Source organism: Cupriavidus sp. C3SS-1, from assembly GCF_057073755.1.
The window spans coordinates 1,764,639-1,780,946 of record NZ_CP172700.1 but is presented as its reverse complement, the minus strand read 5'-3'; the positions used below and the strand labels follow the sequence as shown (position 1 = coordinate 1,780,946).

The 16,308-nt window shown below is 67.1% G+C and carries 14 protein-coding genes; 5 read left to right on the top strand and 9 right to left on the bottom strand.

What is annotated here, in order from left to right; translation table 11 throughout:
* Nucleotides 1–49: 49 nt before the first annotated feature.
* The 5 genes from fusA to ACIGJC_RS24235 all read right to left on the bottom strand — a co-directional run bounded on the left by fusA (nucleotide 50) and on the right by ACIGJC_RS24235 (nucleotide 7,512).
* Nucleotides 50–2,116 (bottom strand): elongation factor G, encoded by a 2,067-nt coding sequence (gene fusA / locus ACIGJC_RS24255; RefSeq protein WP_483711943.1) that lies wholly within the window; start codon nucleotides 2,114–2,116, stop codon nucleotides 50–52.
* A 184-nt stretch (nucleotides 2,117–2,300) separates the two neighbouring features.
* Nucleotides 2,301–3,767, bottom strand: a complete 1,467-nt coding sequence (locus ACIGJC_RS24250; protein ID WP_483711942.1) for an NAD(P)/FAD-dependent oxidoreductase — start codon at nucleotides 3,765–3,767, stop codon at nucleotides 2,301–2,303.
* Between the two features lie 16 nt (nucleotides 3,768–3,783).
* Nucleotides 3,784–4,188 (bottom strand): nuclear transport factor 2 family protein, encoded by a 405-nt coding sequence (locus tag ACIGJC_RS24245; protein WP_483711941.1) that lies wholly within the window; start codon nucleotides 4,186–4,188, stop codon nucleotides 3,784–3,786.
* A 238-nt stretch (nucleotides 4,189–4,426) separates the two neighbouring features.
* The gene (gene pdxR, locus ACIGJC_RS24240) at nucleotides 4,427–5,968 is read right to left on the bottom strand and encodes a MocR-like pyridoxine biosynthesis transcription factor PdxR (protein ID WP_483711940.1); all 1,542 of its coding nucleotides are present in this window, start codon (nucleotides 5,966–5,968) and stop codon (nucleotides 4,427–4,429) included.
* A 107-nt stretch (nucleotides 5,969–6,075) separates the two neighbouring features.
* Entirely contained in the window at nucleotides 6,076–7,512 is a 1,437-nt protein-coding gene (locus tag ACIGJC_RS24235; protein ID WP_483711939.1) for an amino acid permease, read from the bottom strand.
* 314 nt (nucleotides 7,513–7,826) lie between these two features.
* Between ACIGJC_RS24235 and ACIGJC_RS24230 the strand changes: the two genes are divergently transcribed.
* The 3 genes from ACIGJC_RS24230 to ACIGJC_RS24220 all read left to right on the top strand — a co-directional run bounded on the left by ACIGJC_RS24230 (nucleotide 7,827) and on the right by ACIGJC_RS24220 (nucleotide 11,445).
* Nucleotides 7,827–8,654, top strand: a complete 828-nt coding sequence (locus ACIGJC_RS24230; RefSeq protein WP_483711938.1) for an IclR family transcriptional regulator — start codon at nucleotides 7,827–7,829, stop codon at nucleotides 8,652–8,654.
* A gap of 116 nt (nucleotides 8,655–8,770) precedes the next feature.
* On the top strand, nucleotides 8,771–9,727 hold the full coding sequence (locus tag ACIGJC_RS24225) for an AAA family ATPase (RefSeq protein ID WP_483714379.1): 957 nt from the start codon (nucleotides 8,771–8,773) through the stop codon (nucleotides 9,725–9,727).
* Complete coding sequence (locus ACIGJC_RS24220; RefSeq protein WP_483711937.1) at nucleotides 9,724–11,445, top strand: cobaltochelatase CobT-related protein; 1,722 nt, start codon at nucleotides 9,724–9,726, stop codon at nucleotides 11,443–11,445. The genes ACIGJC_RS24225 and ACIGJC_RS24220 overlap by 4 nt, the downstream gene beginning before the upstream one ends.
* Before the next feature lies 1 nt (nucleotide 11,446).
* Here ACIGJC_RS24220 and ACIGJC_RS24215 read toward each other — a convergent pair whose 3' ends face one another.
* The 4 genes from ACIGJC_RS24215 to ACIGJC_RS24200 form a co-directional block, all read right to left on the bottom strand.
* A complete protein-coding gene (locus ACIGJC_RS24215; RefSeq protein WP_483711936.1) occupies nucleotides 11,447–11,794 on the bottom strand; it encodes a 2Fe-2S iron-sulfur cluster-binding protein in 348 nt (115 codons plus the stop codon).
* A 33-nt stretch (nucleotides 11,795–11,827) separates the two neighbouring features.
* A complete protein-coding gene (locus ACIGJC_RS24210; RefSeq protein ID WP_483711935.1) occupies nucleotides 11,828–12,145 on the bottom strand; it encodes a ferredoxin in 318 nt (105 codons plus the stop codon).
* 1 nt (nucleotide 12,146) lies between these two features.
* A complete protein-coding gene (locus tag ACIGJC_RS24205) occupies nucleotides 12,147–12,521 on the bottom strand; it encodes a 2Fe-2S iron-sulfur cluster-binding protein (RefSeq protein WP_483711934.1) in 375 nt (124 codons plus the stop codon).
* Between the two features lie 96 nt (nucleotides 12,522–12,617).
* Complete coding sequence (locus tag ACIGJC_RS24200) at nucleotides 12,618–14,156, bottom strand: hypothetical protein (RefSeq protein WP_483711933.1); 1,539 nt, start codon at nucleotides 14,154–14,156, stop codon at nucleotides 12,618–12,620.
* 310 nt (nucleotides 14,157–14,466) lie between these two features.
* Here ACIGJC_RS24200 and ACIGJC_RS24195 point away from each other — a divergent pair, with 310 nt between their 5' ends.
* Nucleotides 14,467–15,399 carry an ornithine cyclodeaminase family protein gene (locus ACIGJC_RS24195; RefSeq protein ID WP_483711932.1) on the top strand — a complete coding sequence of 311 codons (933 nt, stop codon included), beginning with the start codon at nucleotides 14,467–14,469 and terminating at the stop codon, nucleotides 15,397–15,399.
* Between the two features lie 177 nt (nucleotides 15,400–15,576).
* On the top strand, nucleotides 15,577–16,308 hold the full coding sequence (locus ACIGJC_RS24190) for an iron-containing redox enzyme family protein (protein WP_483711931.1): 732 nt from the start codon (nucleotides 15,577–15,579) through the stop codon (nucleotides 16,306–16,308).

Sequence of the window (16,308 nt, the reverse complement as noted above, 5' to 3'; positions counted from 1 at the left end):
CGGCGGCTGCGGGGGTGCCGCAGCCGCAATGCAACGGATGCCGCCGCCGTCAGCCGGCGTTGTCGGCCTGTGCCTTGTGCCTGGCCGCCATCTTGTCCTGCTGTCCGGGCGGCACGCCCTCGTAGTGGCTGAACTGGATGGTGTAGCTGCCATGACCGCCGGTCAGGCTGTTCAGGCGCGACTGGTAGTCGTTGAGTTCCGACAGTGGCACCTTGCCGGCCACGATCACCGTGTTGGCGGCGCCCGTGCGCGTGCCATGCACCTGGCCACGCTTGGAGGAGAGGTCTCCGATCACGTCGCCCATGGCGCTGTCCGGCATCATGACCTCGATGTCGACCACCGGTTCCAGCACGCTGGGCCGGGCCTTGAGCACGGCGTCGATAAACGCCTTGCGTCCGGCGGCGGCAAATGCCACTTCCTTGGAATCCACGGGGTGGCTCTTGCCGTCGAGCACGGTCACGCGCACATCCTGCATCGGAAAGCCGGCCAGCGGGCCGCAGTCCAGCGCCTGGCGAATGCCCTTTTCCACGGCCGGAATGAACTGTCCGGGAATGGCGCCGCCCTTGACCGCGTCGACGAACTCGAAGCCTTCGCCGCGCGGCAGCGGGTCTACGCGCAGCATCACCTCGCCGAACTGGCCGGCGCCGCCGGTCTGCTTCTTGTGGCGATGATGGCCTTCTGCCGAGCCGCCGATGGTCTCGCGATACGCGATGCGCGGCGGCCGCGTGACCACCTCCAGCTTGTACTGTTCGGTCAGCCGCTCCAGCACGCAGCGCAGGTGGAATTCGCCCAGTCCCAGCAGCACGGTCTCGTTGGTGCCGGCCGGATGCTCGATGCGCAGGCATGGGTCTTCGGCGGCCAGCTTGTGCAGCACTTCGGCCATGCGCTGTTCATTGCCGCGGCGTGCGGGCTCGATCGCCAGGCCATAGATCGGCGTCGGGAACTCCAGCGGGATCAGGTGGATGTTGCCGTCTTCGGTGGCGTCATGCAGCACCGCGTCGAAGCCGATCTCGTCGACCTTGGCCACCGCGCAGATATCGCCCGGTCCGGCGTGCGGCACTTCCTCGTGTTCCTTGCCCTGCAGCAGCAGCAGGTGCGCCACCTTGAACGGCTGGCGCGCATCGCCGATATAGAGCTGGCTGTCGCGCGTGACCGTGCCCTGGTGGATGCGGAACACGGCCATCTTGCCGACGTAGGGATCCATCACGATCTTGAAGACGTGCGCCAGCACGTGCTTGTCGGGCACCGGTTCGGCACGCACTTCCTGCTTGCGCTCGGCGCCGTCGCTGCCTTCGCCGACGCTGCGGTAGAACATCGGCGGGTTGCCTTCGGTCGGGTTCGGCAGCAGCCGCACGAAGGCGTCCAGCAACTCGGGCACGCCAGCGCCGGTGGCCGCGGAGGTGAAGCAGATCGGCACCAGGTGGCCTTCGCGCAGCGCGCGCTCGAACGGCGCGTGCAGTTGCTCGGGCTGGATGGCCTCGCCTTGTTCCAGGTAAAGCTCCATCAGCTCGGGATCGATCTCGATCACCTGGTCCACCAGCGCGTCGTGCGCGGCCGGCACGCTCAGGAAGTCGGATTCCCCGGCGGGGTTGAAGAAGCAGTCCACAACCTCGCTGCCGCCCGCGGCCGGCAGGTTGATCGGCAGGCATTCCTTGCCGAACGCTTCCTGGATGTCGGCCAGCAGCGCGGGCAGGTCGACCTTCTCGCCGTCGATGCCGTTGATGATGATCATCCGGCACAGCTTGCGCGCCTGCGCCCAGGCCATGGCGCGCCGCGTGGTCATCTCGATGCCGGTCTGGGCATTGATGACGATGGCCGCGGTTTCCACCGCGGGCAAGGCGCTGATGGCCTGACCGGAAAAATCGGGGTAGCCCGGAGTGTCGAGCAGGTAGATGCGGGTGTTGCGGAAGTCGACGTGCAGGACTGCGGAGGTGAGTGAGTGATGGAACTTGCGTTCGAGCGGATCGAAATCGCTGACCGTGGAGCCCCGCTCGACACTGCCGGGGGCATGCAGGGCGCCTCCCCGGTGCAGCAGCGCTTCGGCCAGCGAGGTCTTGCCGCACCCTGCATGGCCGAGCAGGGCGATGGTACGAATTGCGTCGGGACTATAGTGCATGGCAGCTCTCGTCCGGCAATGGCAGTCAGGCCATTATTGGCGAAAATTGCTGGAAGCACCATATGCGCGCGGCCGGCGAACGGGTGGCAACAGACAAAGGTGTTTCTCGTCCGTCACACGGGATCGGGACCAGCCGGACGCTGCGTTGCAGCATATCCCGCCGGTCCGGCCGTTGCGGCACCGCTCAGATGACTTCGTCCTTCAGGTGATACCAGTGGTACAGGAAGCGCTGCCCCATGCGGCGGAACGGTGCAAACGCCTGGGACTCCACCATCTCGCGCACGTTCGGGAACGGCAGCGCCGAGCCGAAGATCGGCAGCGGCGGCAGCGACGCCCCTTTCCCGGCGATCAGCGCCGCCAGCCGCTTGCCGGCCTGCGCGGAATACATCACGCCATTGCCGCCATAGCCCATCGCGTAATAGATCGACTGCGCGGGATCCGGCTGCGTGATGCGGGGCATCATGTCGTGGCTCACATCTACCCAGCCCCACCACGAGTAGTCGATCTGGATACCGCGCAGCGCCGGGAACTTGCGGTACATGTCGTTGATCAGCTTCTGGCGGTACTGGTCCTGCGGTGCATCGCTGCCGGTGATCGCGCTGCGGCTGCCGATCTGCAGGCGGCCATCGGGCATCAGGCGGTAGTAGTGGCGCAGGATACGGGTGTCGGTGATGACCTGGGTCGTGCGGAAATTGCACGCCGCGATCTCGTCCGGCGTCAGCACGCGCGTGACGATGGAGTTCGACAGGATCGGGAACAGCCGGTTCTTCAGCTGCGGATGCAGTGACTGCGAGGTGTAGCCGCCCGTGGCGACGCCCACCGCACGGGCGCGCACGATGCCGCCGGGCGTGCGCAGGTAATGCACGCCATTGCGGGTTTCCCAGCCGGTCACCGGACTCGACGGATGCACCTTGACGCCCAGCGCGCGCGCGCGGCGCAGGTAGCCGAAGGCCAGCTTGCCGGCATGGATGCCGATGCCCTCGGGTTCATGCATCGCGCCCGCGGCTTCCTTGTCGTCGACATACTCGCGCCGCACGGTGTCGGCGTCGAAAATGCGCGCGTCGTACTTGAAGACCTCGCGCAGGATCTTCGCTTCCTTCTCCAGCGCGGGCATGGCCTTGTCGCGATGGGCGATATACAGGTGGCCACCGGGCTGCGGATCGCAGTCGATGTCGCGGATCAGGTCCTTGAAGGTCTGCATGCCGGCGCAGACTTCTTCATGCAGTTGCAATGCCGTGTCAAGGCCGTAGCGCTGGATCCACTGCGAGCGCTTGAGGCGGCCCGAGGCGCATTGCGCCTGGCCGCCGTTGCGCGTGCTGCAACCCCAGCTCACGCGGTTGGCTTCGAGCACGACCGCCTTGATGCCGTGTTCCTGCGCCAGGAAGATGGCGCTGGTCAGCCCGGTGAAGCCAGAGCCGATGATGGCGACGTCCACGTCGATATCGTGCGTGATCGGGCCATCGTCGGCAGGCGGCTCGCCGGCGGTGCCGATCCAGTAGGTCGGCGCGTATTCGCGGCCCTGGCCCGGCGTGGGCGTGTGCAGCGGATCGTAGGCCGGGTCGTACGGCCGCGACGGCGCGGTGGCATTGCCGCCGGTGTTGTCGCCGCTATTGTCGCCGGTGAGGATGTTGCGGGTGGCTACAGCTTCCATGGCGCGTCTCCGGTGCTCAGGCAGCGTTGCTGACCGGCGGGCGATCCTTGCGGTAGGCGTTCTTCACGGCGATCTTGCCGTCGCGGAACGTGAATACGTCGACCATGCGTGCCTCGATGCGCATGCCGTCGGCACGGGTGCCGCGGAAGGTCGATTCGCTTACGCCGCGGTCGCCGGAGACGAAGTGTTCGCCCTCCGTCCACGAGGCGTCGGGAAAGGTCTGCCAGGCCAGCACGAAGCCGTCGCGCACGGCATCGCGGCCGATAAAGCTGCGCCCGAGCACTTCGCCGCCGGCCACGCCGTGGAAGGCGCAGTCGTCGGCCATGAAGCCCATCAGCGCGTCGATGTCGTGCCGGTTCCAGGCGTCGTTGAAGGCTTGCAGGAGGTCGGTGCCGACCGGGTTGTTGCTGGGCTTGTTCATTTGCGTCTCCTTGGTATCGCGTGACGATGCGGCGGCGGGGGGCAGCGCATCGGCCATGACTTGAGGATAGGGAGAGCGCGCGTTGCGCTGTAGGACCAGTTGGCGGGAATCGCTTGGGCCAGCGGTTGCCGGACAACGGAGGGCGCGAGGCAGCGCAGGCGGCGGCACGGAAATGCAGAAAGGGCGACTGCCCGGCGCAACGGCCGGGCGGTCGCCCTTTTTCCCGACGCCAGGCGGATCAGGCGGCCGATGCGCCCCGCGCGGGGAGGCTGGCGTGCAATTCGCGCGCCACGCTGGCCAGCACCCGGATACCGGGCTCGATGCGTTCGGGTGCGATCGACGAATAGCCGAGCCGGAAGCCATTGCGCGGCGCCGGTTCGCCCATGAAGAACACGCTGCCCGGCTCGATCAGCACGCCTTGCAACTCGGCCAGGCGCGCCAGCGCATCGGCATCGAGCCATGACGGCCCTTCGATCCAGCACGACGCGCCGCCGGCAATGGGCACCGGGCGGAACTCGGGCATGTGGGCGGCCAGCGCCGACAGCACCGTTTCGGCACGTGCCCGGTGCGCGGCGGACAGGCGGCGCAGGTGCGCGTCATAGTGCCCCAGCGACAGGAACAGCGAGAACGCGCGCTGGATGTAGGCGGACGGGTGCCGCAGCATCAGCCGCCGCACGCCGCGCAGTTCGGCAATCAGCTCGGCGGGACCGACGATGTATCCGATGCGCAGCCCCGGCGCCAGGCTCTTGGACAGGCTGCCGACGTAGATCACGCGGTTGTTGCGGTCCAGGCTCTTCAACGTGGGCGTGGGGTCGCCTTCGAAGCGGCTCTCGCTTTCGTAATCGTCCTCGATCAGCACGAAGTCCGCGTCTTCCGCCTGCCGCAGCAGCGCCTGCCGACGCGCCAGCGGCATGGTGACCGTGGTGGGGCACTGGTGGCTGGGGGTGACGTAGACGTAGTCGCAGGCGCGCAGCGCATCGGACGGGATGACGCCTTCGGCATCGATGGGCAGCGGGATCAGCTTCGAGGTATGGCGGCCGAAGATATTGCGCGCGTCGGGATAGCCTGGCTCTTCGATGCCCACTGGGGTATCGGCGCTGGCCAACAGGTCGGACAGCAGGTAGAGGGCCTGCTGCGCGCCCACGGTGATCACGATCTCGTCGGCGCCGGCCCACACGCCGCGGCGTGGCAGCACGCGCGTGCGGATCTGCTGCACCAGCGATTCGTCGTCGCGCACGATCATGTCCTGCGCCCACTCGTGGATATCGAGCACGCTCAGCGCCTTCAGACAGCACTCGCGCCAGTCGGCGGTGGGGAACAGCACCGGATCGTACTGGCCGTAGATGAACGGGTACGGGTAATCGCGCCAGTTATGGCGCTTGACGATATTGCGCTGGTGAGTCGGGCGGAAGACGAAGCGGCGATCCCAGTCGGGCCGCGCGCTGCCATGGGTGTCGGGGGCAGGCGCGCCGCGCAGCGACGCGACGCCGCTCACGCGCGCGCCAAGGATTTCAGGGTTGACGAAATAGCCGCTGCGTTCGCGCGAGATCAGATAGCCTTCGTCCACGAGCTGCTGGTAGGCCAGTACCACGGTATTGCGCGCCACGCGCAGCTGCGCGGACATCTCGCGGCTGCTCGGCAGCGGAATGCCCAGCGGGAGCTGTTCGTCCAGGATCGCGGAGACCAGCATCTGGCGGATCTTGCCTTGCAGGCTCAGGCCGGAGTGGGCGTGTTGCTGGAAGAGCTGGTCCCACATGGGAGGGGTCAGCTTGTTGGTCATAAGGGCACGTCTTGTTTGTGGATTGCCAACCGCCCAAAAAAGGGCAAAGGCGCGGAGGACAGAGTATCCCATCCCCGCGCCCATGCCCATCTCCACTTCAGGCCCGGTCAAAACTCATGCAGGTCCGGCCGGGGCATTTCGGCTAGGGGGGCGACCTGCGGGACGCCTCGACGAAACAGGTGACGCACGATATAGGCAGACACCAGCAGCCCAAGGCTGGCCACACCCAACGCCAGCGGCGTGCGCTGATCGGGAATGAACGCCATGGCCACCACGATCGCCAGCATGCCGAAGATCGCAAACCAGGTCAGGTACGGGTAGCACCACATCCGCACCTTGAGCAGGTGGGGTGCTTCACGCTCCAGGCGGGCACGCAGCCGCAGTTGCGATACCGCGATCAGGATGTAGACGAAGATGGCAACCGTGCCGTACGAGTTGACCAGGAAGGCAAAGACCTTGTCCGGCGAGACATACGACATGATCACCGCCCCGTAGCCGAACAGCGTGGCGACCAGGATGGCGCGCGTGGGCACGCCGTTGCGGCTAACGCGGGCCAGGGCGCGCGGTGCATCGCCGCGGCGCGTCAGCGCGAACAGCATGCGCGACGACGCGTACAGCCCCGAGTTCAGCGCCGACAGCACGGCGGTCAGCACGATCGCGTTCATGATCTGCGCGGCGGCCGGAATCCCCATGACGTTGAGCGCGCTGACGTACGGCGTGGCGATGCCGGTGGCATTCCACGGTACCAGGCACACCACCAGCAGCACGGAACCGACGTAGAACACCAGCACGCGCGTGATGACGGAGTTGGTCGCCTTTGCCACGGCCTTCTGCGGCTCCGCGGTTTCGGCCGCGGCGATGGTGACGATCTCCGCGCCGAAGTAGAAGCCCGTCGCCGCGACGGCGCCGGTCAGCACCGGCACGATGCCATTCGGCATGAAGCCGCCGTTTGCGGTCAGGTTGGCCACGTTCATGCCATGGGCGCCGGGCGCCAGGCCGAGCACATACACGCCCGCCACGAACAGGAACACCATGATCGCGGCCACCTTGATCGACGCGAACCAGAACTCGAACTCGCCAAAGGACTTGACCGAGATCAGGTTGGTCAGCGTGAGCATGATCAGCAGCACCAGGCTGATGGTCCAGTTGGGCACGTCGGGCAGCCAGTAGCGCACCAGGTCGGCGCCGGCCACGGCTTCGAGCGCCACGACGATGACCCAGAAGTACCAGTACATCCACCCGGTCAGGAAGCTGGCCAGGCTGCCGACGGCGGGGCGGTCGCTCCAGGCCTCGCGGGCGTATTCGTAGAACGAGCCGCCGCCGGGCATGGCGCAGGCCAGTTCGCCAAGCATGCGCATCACCAGCACCACGAGCAGGCCGGTGATCAGGAAGGAAAGGACCGCGGCGGGACCGGCGGATTTGATGACGACGCCACTGCCAACGAAGAGGCCGGCGCCGATGACGCCGCCCAGGGCGATCATGGTCATGTGCCGCTGCTTGAGGCCGTGCGATAGCCCGGAAGAGGGCTGCGGTGTTTGGGTCATGTTGTGTCTCCTGTACTGCTGACTGCTTGTCTGTCAGCCGCCACGGCGTCTTTCTGTCTGTAATAGTCGGCGCTGCGCGTTCTCGCAGGCCTATTACCGTGGTCGGTCACCCCATTTGGTGCGCAAGGGCGGTGTAAATCATCTGTGCATGGATTTGTATCTCCGGGTTTACCTTGTAAAACGGAACATATTGTTCCGATAAATGTTTTCGTACTCGGAATGTAGGTCCTCTGACGTGGAAGGTCAACCGGAAATTTCAAGAATTGATATGATTTGTATCTGAAACTGAAACTTGACTATGATGGGAGCCAGGCATGAACGATATGCGTCTTGCCAAGAGCGACAGCAAGCCTGACGGCGACACGCCGGCGCTGCGTCTCTTTGGCCTGCTGGAAGTCATTGCCACCAAGGATCACGCCTTCAACCTGCAGGCGCTGGTGGAAGAAACCGGACTGCCCAAGCCCACGCTGCACCGCATGCTGCAGCAGCTGGAGGCGGCCGGCATGGTCCAGCGCAACGGCGACGGCCGCCACTATGGCACTGGGCTGCGCCTGCGGCGGCTGGCGGAAAACCTGCTGCTGAACAACACCTCGCACGGCGCGCGCCATATGGTGCTGCGCAAGCTGGTGGAAGAGGTGGGCGAGAGTTGCAACCTGACCGCGTTTTCGAGCGGCGAGGTGTTGTACCTGGACCGCGTGGAGACGGCGGCGCCGTTGCGGTTCTACCTGCACCCCGGCTCGCGCGTGCCGGCGCACTGCTCGGCCACGGGCAAGCTGTTCCTGGCGCAACTGGCGCCGGCGCAGCGGCAGCGCCTGCTGGCGCACGCGGAGCTGGAACGCTACACGGCCAACACGCTGACCGACCACGCGGCGCTGGAAGCGGAAATCGAACGCGTGAAGCGCGACGGCTACGCGATGGATGATGAGGAATTCCTGCCCGGCCTGCTGTGCATCGGCGTGCTGGTGCCGGCGGCGGACGGCGGGAAATCGAACCTGGGGCTGGCGCTGCAGGCCCCGGTGATGCGCCTGGCGCACGAGAAGGCATTGCAGATGCTGCCCGCCCTGCGGCGGGCGGCCAGCGCGCTGGCGGCCATCGAAGCCGAAAGCGGCACGGAATGGGGCGGCGCGGACGAGGACGAGTAGGGCAAGCGGGCGACGCCGGCTCCCGGCCTGTCCTGTTGTCCGCGCAAGCCAGGACAAGCAAGGCAAGAGAAGAGGAGCACGACGTGACGCAGAAGGAGTTTGGCCGGCCGGACCGCATGGTCCCGGTGCGCAGCCTGTTCGGCATCGATTCCGGCCTGATGGTGCCGGCGTTCAGCGAACGCGATGACCATGTGCCGGAGATCGACCCGGCCTACCGCTTCCAGCCCGAGGTGACGCTGGCCATCCTGTCGGGCTTTATGCGCGACCGGCGCGTGATGGTGCAGGGGCTGCATGGCACCGGCAAATCGACCCATATCGAGCAGGTGGCCGCGCGCCTGAACTGGCCGTGCGTGCGCGTGAACCTGGATGGTCACATCAGCCGGCTCGACCTGGTGGGCAAGGACGCCATCGTCATCCGCGATGGCCAGCAGGTCACCGCTTTCCAGGAGGGCATCGTGCCGTGGGCGCTGCAGCGGCCCGTGGCGCTGATCTTCGACGAATACGACGCGGGCCGGCCCGACGTGATGTTCGTGATCCAGCGCATCCTGGAACGCGACGGCAAGTTTACGCTGCTGGACCAGAACCGCGTCATCCATCCCCATCCGTCGTTCCGCCTGTTCGCGACATCGAATACGGTGGGCCTTGGCAACCTCAATGGCCTGTATCACGGCACCCAGTTGCTCAACCATGCGCAGATCGACCGCTGGAACGTGGTGGCCACGCTCGACTACCTGCCGCATGTGGAAGAGGCCGGCATCGTGCTGGCGCGCGTGCCGGAGCTGGACCATCCCGACGGCCGGGCGCAGGTCGATGCCATGGTGGCACTGGCGTCGCTGACGCGCCGCGGGTTTGCCGCGGGCGATGTCTCCGCGCTGATGTCGCCGCGCACGGTGATCAGCTGGGCCGAGAACTGCCTGATCTTCCGCGATCCGGCGCTGGCCTTTCGCCTGACCTTCCTGAACAAGTGCGACGAGGCCGAGCGTCCCGTGGTGGCCGAGTACTACCAGCGCTGCTTCGGCGCGCTGCCCGGCGAAGCGGCGGGACAGCCGGCCCAGTCGGAGCCGGCGCAATGAGTGCGGCGGCGGGCGCGCAGCGGCTGCGCCGTCGCCAGCGCCAGGATGCGTTGTCCGGTGCTGCCGTGCGCGCGCTCACCGGCGACGCCGCGCTGCACTTTCGCGATGGCCGGCTCTGGCGTGCGATGCGGCCCGTGCCGCAGCATGCGCCGCACCTGCGTACCGATCCGGACACCGACAGCGCGGCCTGCCTGCGCGGCGCCGCGGATGGCGCCGCGCTGCGCCTCGCGCATTCCGATTCCGCGCTGCACCGCAGCCATTGTCCGGCTGACCCGGTCGAGCGGCTGCTGTTCGAACTGCTGGAGCAACTGCGCTGCGAGACCTGCGTGCCGCGCGGCATGGTCGGCATGGCCGCCAACCTGCGCCATCGCTTCCAGGCCTGGTCGCGCGCATTTCATCGCTCGGGCCTGACCGAGGGCCAGCTCGGCATCTTGCTCTATACCGTGGCGCAAATCGCCTGGTCGCGCCTGAGCGGCGAGCCGGTGCTCGATGAAACCGAAGACCTGATCGAGGCCACGCGCGCGGCCATCGTGCCCGTGCTGGGCACCTCGCTGGCGGGACTGAAGGTGTATCGCCATGACCAGGCTGCGTTTGCCGTGCATGCGCTGGCACTGGCTCGCGCGGTCGCGCAGATGATCCGCAGCGAAGCGCCGCATGTGGGCGAGGACGACGACAACGCCGCATCCGCAGCGCGTGCCGGGTTTGCGCTATGGCTCGATTTCGAAGAGGAGCGCGTGGAGGAATTCGCCGTCGCCGACAGCGGCCACAGCCGCGTGCTGGCCGAGGCCCGCGACGGCTACCGCGTCTTTACCACCCGCTACGACCGCGAGGTGCCTGCCGCGACGCTGGTGCGGCGCGCGTTGCTCGACGAGTACCGCACGCAGCTCGACGCCCGCATCGCGCGCGCGGGTGTGAACGTGGCGCGCCTGGCCCGCCGGCTGCGTGCCGCCCTGGCGCAACCGCGCGTGGACGGCTGGTCTTTTGGCGAGGAGAGTGGCCGTATCGATGGCCGCCGGCTGTCGCAGTTGGTCAGCTCGCCGGCCGAGCGCCGCCTGTTCCGCCAGGAGGCGTACCGGAGCCATGCCGATTGCGTGGTGGGTTTCCTGGTCGACTGCTCAGGATCGATGAAAGCGCGCGCCGAGCCGCTGACCCTGCTGCTCGACCTGCTGGCCCGCGCGCTTGACGAGGCGGGCGTCGCCACGGAAGTGCTCGGCTTCACGACGGGCGCCTGGAACGGCGGGCGTGCCCGGGCCGACTGGCTGGCGCGCGGCCGCCCCGCGCATCCGGGCCGCCTCAATGAAACCTGCCACATGGTGTTCAAGGACGCCGCGCGCAGCTGGCGCCGCGCCCGCACCGACATCACCGCCTTGCTCAAGCCCGACCTGTTCCGCGAGGGCATCGACGGCGAAGCCGTGGAGTGGGCCTGCGCGCGCCTGCATGCCACCGGCAAGGCACGCCGCATCCTGCTGGTGGTGTCGGACGGCAGCCCGATGGATACGGCCACCGGCCAGGCCAACGACGCCTGCTACCTCGACAACCACCTGAAGGCAGTGGTCGGGCGGCACGCGGCGCTGCGCGACGTCGAGGTACTCGGGCTTGGCGTCGGGCTCGACCTCAGTCCCTATTACCGGCATGCGCTGGCACTGGACCTGTCGCAGCCGGTGGATACGGCGATCCTCGACGAAGTGGCGGACCTGCTCGCGGCGCGGCGCCGGTAGCTCAGGCGCTCGGCGAACACTCGCCCTGCGGGGCGGCGCTGTCCGCTGCCGCACGGGCCGCGGTGCGAGGTTGCCACGACACGGCGATATCGCCGCGGATAAACGTCTGGCAGGCCAGCCGGTGGCCGCTTGCCAGTTCCGCTTCGGTCAGCAGCTTCTTTTCCTTCGGCTTGATGGCATCCGTATGCTCGTGGCCGGTTTCGATGCGGCACTTGCAGGTCCCGCACAGCCCGCCGCCGCACTTGAAGGGAATGCCGCCCTGTTCGCGCAGCGATACGCGCAGCAGGTTGCTGTCCGGCGGTGCGCTGACCGTCTTGCCCTGGTTGGTGAGGAAGGTGATCTGGATCATGGCGATGAGGTGTGGCGCGGCAAATGAGGGGAATCAGGACAGTCCGCCCGTGGCGACGGGCGTGGGCACCAGCGTGATGTCCATGGTGCCGAAGCGGGCCAGCTCGCGCAGCGCGGCGCGGGCGGCCTCCAGCGTGGCGTACTTGTCGAGGAACTTGGTCGAGACCAGGTTGACGATGCCGGGCGGCGTTTCCTCCAGCACGCGGACCTTGGTGTCGGCGGCGAGTTCGGCAATGACGAAGCGCGCCGTGCGCTTGCCGTAGAACAGGTAGTCGTAGGCCTCGACCGCCGTCATGCCGTCGGCGGGCTCGGTGCGGAACTGGCCGGGGCGGCTCGTGAGCAGGACGAACATGTCAGGCGTCCACGCTGTCGGTCGCCACGGCGGCCACCGTGGTCGTGGCCACGGTGCCGCTGGCAGCCGGGGCCGCAGCGGGCAGGTCGTCCTGGGCCAGTTCGATGTCGTGCTCGATCCACAGCTGGCAGGCCAGGCGATAGCCCTGTTCCAGCCGCTCGCCGAGCTGCTTCTTTTCTTTCCAGTTGGGCGGCGGCAGGTGCTCGGCCCCGGCGATCACGCGGCAGGCGCACTTGGAGCACTTGCCCATGCCGCACTCGTAGCGCAGGTTTGGATAGGGGAACTGGCGGATGCCCGCGCGGACCACCAGGTTGGTCTGCGGCTTGACCTCATCGGTGAAGGTCTGGCCCTGCTTGTGGAAGGTAACGGTCGGCATGGTACGGAGCGTGCTGGCCGGAAGCTGCCGCGAGGGCGGCGTCCGCCCGGATTCAGGAACGTAAGGGAAGCTTCAGTGCGGTGTTGCCTGGGTCTGCTACGACCACAACAACATCGCGGCCACGGTCGAGCAGGCCAGCCCGATCAGGACCGGCATCAGCAGCGCGCGCACCGCTTCGAGCACCGGCACCCGGGCAAAGCCGGCCACCGCGATCAGCGACGACCACGCCACCAGCGTGCCGCCGCCGGTCCACACGGCGCCCATCTGGCCGACTGCGGCGAGCGTGGCGGGATCGAATCCGACCACCGGGCCGAGCGCACCGGCCAGGGTTCCGGTCAGCGGCAGGCCCGCAAAGCCCGAGCCATCGATGCCGGTGATCATGCCGACCAGCAGCACGCCGAACGCGACCAGCACGTGGTTGTCCGGGATGGTGTGCTGGTAGGCCTGGATCAGCTCGAACAGCAGGCTTGGCGCCTTGCCGGGCGGCAGGCCGAGGATTTGCGCGGCGGTTTCGCCGGCACCGACGAAGAAGAAGCCCGCGATCGGCAGCACCGAGCCCATCGCCTTGAAGGCAAAGACGAAGCCGTCAGTAATGTGTTCCGGACACACGTCGAGCATGCGGCGCGGGCCTTCGGCGGCAAGCGTCGCGAACATCATCAGCACCGCCGCCACGCCGCCTACCAGCGCGGCCGCGTCGCCGCCCTTGAGATCCTGCACGCTGGTGCCGAGCTTGGGCATCACCATGATGACCACCACCGCGAGGAAGGCGAGGGGCGTCACGATCGCAAAGCACTTCGACCATTTCACGCGGCGCAGGGCCACCATCGACAGGCTGGCCTCGATGTTGCTGTCGGTGGCCAGCGGCTCGGCATGGGCCGTGCCGCGCGCAATCTCCGCCTTGTCGAACGTGCCGCCGCCATCGGCCGGCGCCGCGGTGCCGCCCGCACGTGCCTGCCAGCGGTCGAGCAGGGCGCCGCTGGCCGGCACGATGTGCTTGCGCATCGACAGGTAGCCCAGGCACAGCGCGATGCCGCCGGTGATGATCGACAGCGCCAGCGCACGATCGGCCACCACGGCGGCGCTCACCGCCGCGCCGGCGGCCTTGGCGCTGATGCCGGGCGCCACGCCGATCACGTAGTCCGACGACAGTGCCATGCCCTGGCCGGCGATGGCGATGGCCATCGCACCCGCCAGCGGCGGCAGCCCCGCCGCGATGGCCGCCGGCAACAGGATGGCCGACACCAGCGGCACCGCCGGCGTGGGCCAGAAAAACAGCGAGATGACATAGGTGATGCCCGCCAGGATGAAGAAGGCCGAATGCCCGTTCTTCATCACCATGCGGAAGGGCTCGACCATGCGGATGTCCGAGCGCAGCGTCTTGAGCGCATTGAGCAGCGCCGTCATGAATGCAATCACCAGGAAGATGTTGAACAACTCCCGGGCGGCAACCAGGCTGGCGGAAAACACGCCACCCAGGGCCGAGATCGGGCTTCCTGTCAGGGCAAAGACAACGAGGGCGGTGCCGATGATGGACGGCACCACGACATTGGCGCGCAGGATCATCGTCAGCACGATGACTGCTACCCCTGCCAGATAGATCCAGTGCGCGGCACCGATCACGACTTGTTGTGACATGAAAACTCCCTGGGGGCGGAGGGGTTGTGGGGGCGATTTCCCGGCGAAGCAGAAAATCACGTTGGTATACTATATTCCAAAAGAGGTAGCAGCCAAGCAGATTTTCATCGGGATTTACGCGTAGCCATGTCGGCAAATGTCGCCTTGCTGCCGCAGGAACCCCATGGTTGTGGCTTCCACCCCGCTGGTGACGGCGAATTTGCAGTTTGCCTGAATATTGTCAGATATGTAGACTGTATACCGTTTTGCGAGGGTTTGGCTCTCAAGCGCTTCCAGGTCATTTCTCTAATCCCCCAACAGCGGAGTTTCCATGCAGCACATTACAGACGCGATGATTGACGCCCATGTCAGCGCCGAAGACGCCCGGCAGGTCATGGAAGCGGCTTTCGCCAGCTTCGGCCGAGGCGATGCGGCGATGCAGGAGCGCATACGCACCGAGGCGGGCGGCGTCAAGCTGTCCACCCTGGGCGCGGTGATCCCGCAACAGGGCGTGGCCGGCGCCAAGGTCTACACGACCATCAACGGCCAGTTCTCGTTCGTCATCCTGATCTTTTCGACCGAGGACGGCAGGCCGCTCGCCTCGTTCGATGCCGGCGCCATCACGCGCCTGCGCACGGCCGCGTGCACCACGCTCGCCGCGCAACGGCTGGCGCGGCCGGGCGCACACACGCTGGCCCTGTTCGGCGCCGGCACGCAGGGCATGCAACACGCGCGCCAGCTCAGCGCGACGCTGGGGCTGGAACGCATCCTGTTGTCGGACCCGCATGCCGATGCCGGCATGCCCGCGCGGCTGGCGGAACTGTGTGGCATCCCGGTGGCGCTGGCCGAGCCGGATGCCGCCGTGGCGGAGGCCGACATCGTCGTCACCGCCTCGCGTGCGACCACGCCGCTGTTCCCCGGCGCGTCGCTGCGGCCCGGGGCCTTCGTGGCTGCCATAGGCTCCAGCTTGCCGCATACGCGCGAACTGGACGACACCGCGCTGCGCCGCGCCGCCGCCGTGGTGGTCGAGTGGCTCCCGCAGTCGACCCGCGAGGCCGGCGACATCGTGCTGGCCGATCCCCAGGCGCTGCCGGCGGAAAAGCTCGTCGAGCTGGGCGATGTCGTGCTCGGCAAGGTGTCGGCGCGGCAGCGGGACGACGACATCGTCATCTACAAGTCGGTCGGTGTCGGCCTGGAAGACGTGGCGCTGGCCGGCTTTGCGTGGTCGCGCATGGCTGGTGCAGCGGAGCTTCGCGCGGCCTGAGTCCTCTTCGGCTCGCCTTTGCGCCGGGTAAACCCCGTCGTGATTTGTCAACGAAGCACTTGCTGCCTCAAGCTATCTGTATATAGTATACAACCATGCCGACGTGATCGATCCCCAAGCGATCCAGGCATCCCCACCCACCGAATCGCCTTGCATCCGCCAACCAGGAGCCCCGTCATGGCCGAACTGATGAACCGCGAAGTATTCCGAGCCGCCCTTGAAGAAGCCATCAAGGGCAAGAGCGCCAACAAGGCGCCGTTCAGCGTGGCCTGGGCCAGCGGCAAGCTGAGCCGCGCCCACCTCGCACGCTGGGCCGAGAACCACTACCACTACGTCGGTCCGTTCGCGGATTACCTGGGCTACATCTATGCCCGCACGCCGGACCGCTACACCGAGGCCAAGGACTTCCTGCTCGCCAACATGTACGAAGAGGAGATTGGTGGCGACCGCCATACCGACCTGCTGATCCGCTTTGCCGAAGCCTGCGGCACCACCCGCGAGCGCGTGATCGATCCGGACAACATGTCGCCGACCACCCGCGGCCTGCAGGCCTGGTGCTATGCGGTGGCCATGCGCGAGGACCCGATCGTTGCGGTGGCCGGGCTGGTGGTTGGGCTTGAATCGCAGGTGCCGTCGATCTACCGCAAGCAGACCCCGACGCTGCGCGACAAATACCAGTTCACCGACGAGGAGGTCGAGTTCTTCGACCTGCATATCGTCTCGGACGAGATCCACGGCGAGCGCGGCTACCAGATCGTGCTCGAGCACGCCAACACGCCCGAGCTGCAGCAGCGCTGCCTGAAGATCTGTGAAATCGGCGCCCAGATGCGCTTGCTGTACACGACGGCGCTCTACCACGACTACGTCGCGCAAGAACTGCCGCTGCCCGAACTCGAGATGGCTGCCTGA

Excerpts from the sequence above, each read along its gene's own strand:
- fusA (WP_483711943.1), bottom strand. The coding sequence starts at position 2,116 with ATGCACTATAGTCCCGACGCAATTCGTACCATCGCCCTGCTCGGCCAT.
- ACIGJC_RS24250 (WP_483711942.1), bottom strand. The coding sequence starts at position 3,767 with ATGGAAGCTGTAGCCACCCGCAACATCCTCACCGGCGACAATAGCGGC.
- ACIGJC_RS24245 (WP_483711941.1), bottom strand. The coding sequence starts at position 4,188 with ATGAACAAGCCCAGCAACAACCCGGTCGGCACCGACCTCCTGCAAGCC.
- pdxR (WP_483711940.1), bottom strand. The coding sequence starts at position 5,968 with ATGACCAACAAGCTGACCCCTCCCATGTGGGACCAGCTCTTCCAGCAA.
- ACIGJC_RS24235 (WP_483711939.1), bottom strand. The coding sequence starts at position 7,512 with ATGACCCAAACACCGCAGCCCTCTTCCGGGCTATCGCACGGCCTCAAG.
- ACIGJC_RS24230 (WP_483711938.1), top strand. The coding sequence starts at position 7,827 with ATGAACGATATGCGTCTTGCCAAGAGCGACAGCAAGCCTGACGGCGAC.
- ACIGJC_RS24225 (WP_483714379.1), top strand. The coding sequence starts at position 8,771 with ATGGTCCCGGTGCGCAGCCTGTTCGGCATCGATTCCGGCCTGATGGTG.
- ACIGJC_RS24220 (WP_483711937.1), top strand. The coding sequence starts at position 9,724 with ATGAGTGCGGCGGCGGGCGCGCAGCGGCTGCGCCGTCGCCAGCGCCAG.
- ACIGJC_RS24215 (WP_483711936.1), bottom strand. The coding sequence starts at position 11,794 with ATGATCCAGATCACCTTCCTCACCAACCAGGGCAAGACGGTCAGCGCA.
- ACIGJC_RS24210 (WP_483711935.1), bottom strand. The coding sequence starts at position 12,145 with ATGTTCGTCCTGCTCACGAGCCGCCCCGGCCAGTTCCGCACCGAGCCC.
- ACIGJC_RS24205 (WP_483711934.1), bottom strand. The coding sequence starts at position 12,521 with ATGCCGACCGTTACCTTCCACAAGCAGGGCCAGACCTTCACCGATGAG.
- ACIGJC_RS24200 (WP_483711933.1), bottom strand. The coding sequence starts at position 14,156 with ATGTCACAACAAGTCGTGATCGGTGCCGCGCACTGGATCTATCTGGCA.
- ACIGJC_RS24195 (WP_483711932.1), top strand. The coding sequence starts at position 14,467 with ATGCAGCACATTACAGACGCGATGATTGACGCCCATGTCAGCGCCGAA.
- ACIGJC_RS24190 (WP_483711931.1), top strand. The coding sequence starts at position 15,577 with ATGGCCGAACTGATGAACCGCGAAGTATTCCGAGCCGCCCTTGAAGAA.